4 protein-coding genes and 1 pseudogene are annotated in these 4041 nt (G+C 73.8%); all 5 read left to right on the top strand.

What is annotated here, in order from left to right; genetic code table 11:
* Positions 1 to 475, top strand: a pseudogene (locus tag B7L92_RS34620) (hypothetical protein); the annotation flags it as partial.
* 207 nt (positions 476 to 682) lie between these two features.
* Positions 683 to 1435 (top strand): YcnI family copper-binding membrane protein, encoded by a 753-nt coding sequence (locus B7L92_RS34615; protein ID WP_081241193.1) that lies wholly within the window; start codon positions 683 to 685, stop codon positions 1433 to 1435.
* Between the two features lie 91 nt (positions 1436 to 1526).
* Positions 1527 to 2183: an SCO family protein gene (locus B7L92_RS34610; protein WP_081241192.1), complete on the top strand. Its 657-nt coding sequence runs from the start codon at positions 1527 to 1529 to the stop codon at positions 2181 to 2183.
* Positions 2180 to 2695, top strand: coding sequence for a copper chaperone PCu(A)C (locus tag B7L92_RS34605; RefSeq protein ID WP_081241191.1), 516 nt, complete (start codon positions 2180 to 2182; stop codon positions 2693 to 2695). Before B7L92_RS34610 ends, B7L92_RS34605 begins: the two co-directional genes overlap by 4 nt.
* Before the next feature lie 13 nt (positions 2696 to 2708).
* On the top strand, positions 2709 to 4041 hold a 1333-nt coding region (locus tag B7L92_RS34600), incomplete at its 3' end, for a copper resistance CopC/CopD family protein (RefSeq protein WP_107501705.1).

Below are 4041 nucleotides of genomic sequence, written 5' to 3'. Positions count from 1 at the left end.
CGCCGCGCTGGGCCCGCACACCAGCAGCGCGGCGGCGATCAGTCCCGCGCAGGCCCACCGCATCCTCGCCGACGCGGGGATCCACCCGGGCACGGCGCGCACCCCGGCGGACGCCCTGTCCACCGCCGCGGGTTCCCCGGTGTCCCTGCTGCCGTCGCTGCCGATGCTGCTCGGCCACGTCCTCGCGGCAACGGCCGCGGGCTGGCTGCTGCGCCGCGGCGACCTGGCCCTGCTGCGGCTCACCGAGCTGTCGGCGCACGGCGTCGCCGAGGGGGCCCTCGTACGGTCCCTCCGCGCCGCGCTCGCCCTGGTGCGGGCCCTGCGCGCCGGGCTCCCCGGAACGCCGGAGGCGGGCCCCCGCACACCGTGCGCCGCGCTGCCCGAGCCGCCCGCGCCCCGCACCACCGCGCTCCAGCACTCGGTGATCCGCCGCGGCCCGCCGGCCGCCGCCACCGCACTCGCCCTCGCCGCCTGACGCGCCGCGACCACCACTCCGCCGCCCGGTTCCCGGGTCCGGGAGAGGGACGCCGGCGTGCGGCACACGCGTGTGCGTCCGGTTCCGCCGCGCCCGAGCCCTCCCCCGGAAGACCGGGAGGGGCCGGGAAGGGCCAGGAGGTCCTCCCGCCGCGGGCGCGTGTCCCTCACCGTCAGCGAAACCCAACCGAAGCGGAGTGCTTCTGCCATGAAGGCTTCCCGTATCGCCGCCGCCGTCGCCGTCGCCGGTGCCGCCGTCCTCGCCGTCTCCACCCCCTCCTTCGCGCACGTCAGCGTGCAGCCCGAGGGGGAGGCCGCCCAGGGCGGTTACGCGGTCGTCAACTTCAAGGTCCCCAACGAGCGGGACGACGCCTCGACCACCAAGCTGGAGATCACCTTCCCCGCGGAGCACCCGCTGGCCTCCGTGATGCCGCAGCCGATCGAGGGCTGGGACATCAAGGTCACCAAGTCCAAGCTGGACAAGCCGCTCGAGGTGCACGGCAGGAAGATCAACGAGGCCGTCACCAAGGTGACCTGGACCGCCGACGGCGACGGCGTCGAGCCCGGCTTCTTCCAGAAGTTCCCGGTGTCCGTCGGCACGCTGCCCGAGAACACGGACGAACTCGTCTTCAAGGCCCTGCAGACGTACTCCAACAAGGAGGTCGTCCGCTGGATCGAGGTGCCGCAGAAGGGCCAGGAGGAGCCCGACCACCCGGCCCCCGTGCTCACGCTCTCGGCGGCCTCCGGGGACGGCCACCACGGCGCCTCGGACGACGACAAGGCCGAGGACGGCGCCGGGTCCGCCGAGAAGGCCTCCGCCGAGACCGCCGCGGCGTCCGACTCCGACGACTCCGGCGGCACGGACACCCTCGCACGCGTTCTGGGCGTCGTCGGCATCGTCACCGGTGCCGCGGGCGTCGCCTACGGCGTTCTGGCCGGGCGTCGGCGCACCTCCGCCTGACCCCGTCCTCCTTTCAGCGGCGCGCACCGGGCCGGTCACGGCCCGTGGCCTCCCGGTGCGCGCCGGAGCACCTCACCTCAGGACACCTTTCATGCGCAAGAAGACCTTCGCGGCGGCCGCCCTGCTCGCCGCCGCCTCCCTGACCCTCTCCGCCTGCGGCAGCGGCGACGGCGACGGCGGCAAGCCCGTCGCCGTGGTCTCCGAGGAGGCCGGTGCCGACAAGGCGGCCACCGTGCTCGACAAGCCGTTCGAGAAGCCGGACCTCGTCCTCACCGACACGCACGGCAAGAAGTACGACTTCCGCGAGGAGACCGCGGGCAAGCCCACGCTGATCTACTTCGGCTACACGCACTGCCCCGACGTCTGCCCGCTGACGATGAACAACATCGCGGTGGCCAAGAAGCAGCTGCCCCAGGACCAGCAGGACGAGCTGCGGGTGGTGTTCGTCACCACCGACCCCGAGCGGGACACCGCCGCCGCGCTCGGCACGTGGCTCAAGGGCATCGACCCCCAGGTCGTCGGCCTGACCGGCGACTTCGCCACCATCCAGGCGGGTGCCCGCACCCTCGGCATCACGATCGACCCGCCGCGCAAGGACGACCAGGGCAAGGTCGTCTCCGACCACGGCACCCAGGTCATCGCCTTCTCGCCGAAGACCGACGGCGGTTACGTCCTCTACGGCGAGGACGCCACCGTCGACGACTACACCGAGGACCTCCCCGAGCTCATCAAGGGTGAGCGGCCGTGAGGCACCGCGCGGCCACCGCCCTGGCCGTCGCCGGGGCACTGGCCCTGGCCGGGTGCGGCGGCTCGGGCTCCGGCGAGGGCGCCCCGGACCTGTCCGTCGGCTCGGCCTACATGCCCCAGCCGGTGTCGGACCTGGCGGCGGGCTTCCTCACCATCACCAACGAGGGCGGCGCGGCGGACCGGCTGACCTCCGTCAGCAGCGACATCGCCGACCGGGTCACCGTGCACGAGACCGTCGACGGCTCCATGCGGGAGGTCGACGGGCTCGACATCCCGGCCCGCGGGAACCTCGTGCTGGAGAGCGGCGGCAACCACCTGATGTTCGAGCAGCTGAAGCGGAGGCCCCGGGAGGGCCAGAAGGTCTCCGTCGAGCTGCGCTTCGACCGGTCCGACCCCGTCACCGTCGAGGTCCCGGTGAAGGCCGCCACCTACACGCCGAAGACCGGACGCACCACCGGACAGGGAGCCGGAGACGAAACCGGCCACGGAACCGGACACGAGACCGGACACTGAGGGAGACACCCCCGTGACCCAGACCATCGCCCCCCGCCTGCGGACCCTGGTACTGCTGTTCCTGGCCGTCGCCGGCGCGCTCCTCGCCGGAGCCGCTCCCGCCTCCGCGCACGCCGCGCTGACCGGGAGCGATCCGCAGCAGGGGTCGGTGGTCGACCGGGCCCCCACCCAGGTCTCGCTCACCTTCTCCGAGCCGATCGCGGTGAGCGACGACGCCGTTCGGGTGCTCGACCCCAAGGGCCAACGGGTCGACAAGGGCGCCCCGGTCAACCCGAGCGGCACCACGTACTCCGTACAGCTGGTGGGCGGGCTGCCCGACGGCACGTACACCGTGGCCTACCAGGTGGTGTCGGCGGACAGTCACCCCGTCGCCGGTGCCTTCACCTTCTCCATCGGCGCCCCCTCCGAGACCTCCGTCCCGGCCTCCGCCCAGGCCTCCGACGACGGGCTGGTCGGCGGGTTGTACGGCTTCGGCCGGTACGTGTCGTACGCCGGGTTCGTCGTCCTGGTGGGCGGGGCCGCCTTCGTCCTCGCCTGCTGGCAGCGCGGCTCCGGGGTGCGGGCGGTGCAGCGGCTGGTCGTCTCCGGGTGGCTCGCGCTCACCGCGGCCACGCTCGCGCTGCTGCTCCTGCGCGGTTCGTACACCCGCTCCGGAAAGGTCGGCGACATCTTCGACCTGACGCTGCTCGGGGAGGTGCTCCAGACCAAGACCGGCGCGGCGCTGGTGTCCCGGCTGCTGCTGCTCGCCGCGGCGGCGCTGTTCATCGCGGTGCTGTTCGGGGCGTACGAGAAGCGGGAGGACGAGGAGAAGCGGGACCTGACCTTCGGGCTGGCGATCGGGGGGACGGTCGTGGCGGCCGGGCTGGCCGCGAGCTGGGCCATGTCCGAGCACGCCTCCCAGGGGCTCCAGGCGGGCATCGCCATGCCGGTCGACGTCCTCCACCTGCTGGCCGTCGCCGCCTGGCTCGGCGGACTCACCACCCTGCTCGTCGCGCTCTACCGGGCGCCCGCCGACACCCCGGTCGACCGGACCGCCGTGCGGCGGTTCTCCCGGCTCGCGTTCGGCAGCGTGGTCGCGCTCGTCGCCACCGGGGTCTACCAGTCCTGGCGGCAGCTCGGCTCCTGGTCGGCGTTCACCGACACCCGTTACGGGCAGCTGCTGCTGGTCAAGATCGGGCTCGTGGTGGTGCTGGTCGCGATCGCCTCCGTCTCACGGCGGTGGACGGCGCGGCTGGCGCAGGCGGCGGCGCCGGCGGCGGCCGGTCAGGAGCGCGAGGGGGAGAAGGAGCCCGCGGGCGCCGCGTACGCGCGGCAGTCCGACGCGGGGCAGTCCGACGCGGGGCAGT

The organism is Streptomyces viridosporus (assembly GCF_002078235.1).
Lineage (GTDB): Bacteria > Actinomycetota > Actinomycetes > Streptomycetales > Streptomycetaceae > Streptomyces > Streptomyces viridosporus.
This window is presented reverse-complemented; position numbering and strand designations above follow the sequence as displayed.

What these genes read in the sequence shown, in the direction of transcription:
- B7L92_RS34615 (WP_081241193.1), top strand. Translation starts at nt 683, where the DNA reads ATGAAGGCTTCCCGTATCGCCGCCGCCGTCGCCGTCGCCGGTGCCGCC.
- B7L92_RS34610 (WP_081241192.1), top strand. Translation starts at nt 1,527, where the DNA reads ATGCGCAAGAAGACCTTCGCGGCGGCCGCCCTGCTCGCCGCCGCCTCC.